Source organism: Streptomyces sp. F001 (assembly GCF_004187715.1).
Classification (GTDB): domain Bacteria; phylum Actinomycetota; class Actinomycetes; order Streptomycetales; family Streptomycetaceae; genus Streptomyces; species Streptomyces flavusporus.
The window spans coordinates 1-1,957 of sequence record NZ_QZWF01000152.1; the positions used below are offsets into that span (position 1 = coordinate 1).

The window sequence follows — 1,957 nt, forward strand, 5'->3', positions numbered from 1 at the left end:
CGGTGAGGGTTTCGGCTCGTTTCACGGTCTTCCTGGGCTCGTAGCGTGGGGCTGGCCTGCGATTTTGTGAGCCTGCTGGACGCCCGGGGCCCGGCCGGGAGGGTTTCGGCACACCTGCGGGACGGGTGGGAGGCTGTCGCGCGACTTCCTCCCCTCAGCGGTCAAGAGTGATTCGTTGTTCGGTTCCGAAGATCAGGAAGCTGTCGGAATCTTGGCTGGTGGGGCGGAACTTCTTGTCGTGCGACCGTGAACGCGATCTCGAGATGCCGCGGAATGTGCGGGAGTGGCTCTCGCCCGAGCACCTGTGCTAGAAGGTGCTTGAGGTCGTCGAGCAGCTTGATCTTTCGGCGTTCGAGGGCAGCTACCGTGCGGACGGGCAGGGAGGAGTCAGGGCGCGAGCGTTCTCGGCTGGCGAGATGAGCGGACAGACGGGCTTGTTCATGTTCGCGTGTGTCCGCCCGAAGAAACGTTGATACGTGCCGGGTTGCCTCACGTTGCGCTTGGGGGCCGGTCGGAGAACGGCGGAAGCGGTCGTTGATGATCAAGGTGTCTGACGCCTCATCAACAACAACCGCTTCCGATGCCATCATCCTCGATCACCGCGCTCGAGCGCCACCGCGACCACGATGCGGTCGCCTCCCTCGACCCCGCCGACCTCGACCAGGCGGTCGACCTCGCCGAGGTCCTGGACGGCCTGCCCGATCCCCGGCGCCGCCAGGGCCGCCGCTACCGTCTCGGCCCGATGCTCGCGCTGTGCACCCTGGCCGTACTCGCCGGTGCCCGCACCCTCGCCGCGATCGCCCGACATGCCGCCGAACTCCCACCCCACCTGCACGAACGCCTCGGACTACGGGCCGCACCCCGCGCCAGCACCCTCGGCCGCCTGCTGGCCCGCCTGGACGGCGACACCCTCGACACCGCCGTCGGCGCCTGGCTCGCCCACCTTGCCGACCCCGGCGAGGCCGTGGCCCTGGACGGCAAGGCCCTGCGCGGCTCGCGTACCGCCGAACAGCGCGCGATCCACCTCGTGTCCGTGATCACCCACAACGGCAGGCTGACCTTGAACCAACGCCAAGTCGCCGACAAGAGCGGCGAGATCACCACCTTCAAGCCGCTGCTGGCCGACCTCGACCTGGCCGGCCGCACCGTCACCTTCGACGCCCTGCACTCTCAGCACGAGCACGCCCGCTACCTCGTCGAGACGAAGAACGCCCACTACGTCGCGCTGATCAAGGACAATCATCCAAAGCTCGCGGCGTTCCTGCGCGAACTGCCCTGGGCCGACATCCCGCTCGGGTACCGCACCCGCGACCGCGCGCACGGACGCGATGAGATCCGCCGCCTCAAGGCCGCCACCGTGCCCAAGCGGCTGGCCTTCCCGCACGCCGTGCAGGCCCTGCAGACCGTGCGACGCCGCCGCGACCTGCAGACCGGCAAGGTCACCCTGGAGCGCGTCTACGCCCTCACCGACCTCACCGCGGCCCAGGCCACCCCAGCACGGCTGGCGAAGATCGTTCGAGGGCACTGGGGGATCGAGGCGCATCACCACGTCAGAGACGTCACGTTCGCCGAGGACGCCAGCCGCATCCATACGGGCACCGCCCCCAGAGCGATGGCCGGCTTCCGCAACCTCGCCATCGCCTTGGCCCGCTCGATCGGCTGGGACAACATGGCCGCCGCTGTCGACTACTACCGGTCCCATCCCGATCACGCACTCGACCTCATCAAGACCGGATCATGAGAACGCTCGCGCCTTGAGGGAGGAGTGGCCTACCCTCCAGCGAGCCTGATCGCTCTGCTTTTGTACTGCTACAGCAAGGGAGTGCGCTCCTCCCGCAGCATCGAGCAGGCGTGCTGGGATCAGGGTCTTTGCGTGAAGGCGATGGGTCCGGTTCGTGCGGCTCGTCCATGACGTGGCGTCATGTCCCGTTCCAGGGGCGGGAAGCAGTGCAGGCAC

Annotated in this window: 1 protein-coding gene; it reads left to right on the plus strand. The window is 68.1% G+C overall.

Going from position 1 to position 1,957, the window contains the following annotated elements:
- Positions 1–580 precede the first annotated feature (580 nt).
- Positions 581–1,741, plus strand: coding sequence for an ISAs1 family transposase (locus tag StrepF001_RS45145; RefSeq protein WP_129803867.1), 1,161 nt, complete (start codon positions 581–583; stop codon positions 1,739–1,741).
- The last annotated feature ends 216 nt before the right edge of the window (positions 1,742–1,957 follow it).

Bases quoted from the DNA above. Each gene is read 5' to 3' on its own strand.
- StrepF001_RS45145 (WP_129803867.1), top strand. From the start codon at position 581: ATGCCATCATCCTCGATCACCGCGCTCGAGCGCCACCGCGACCACGAT.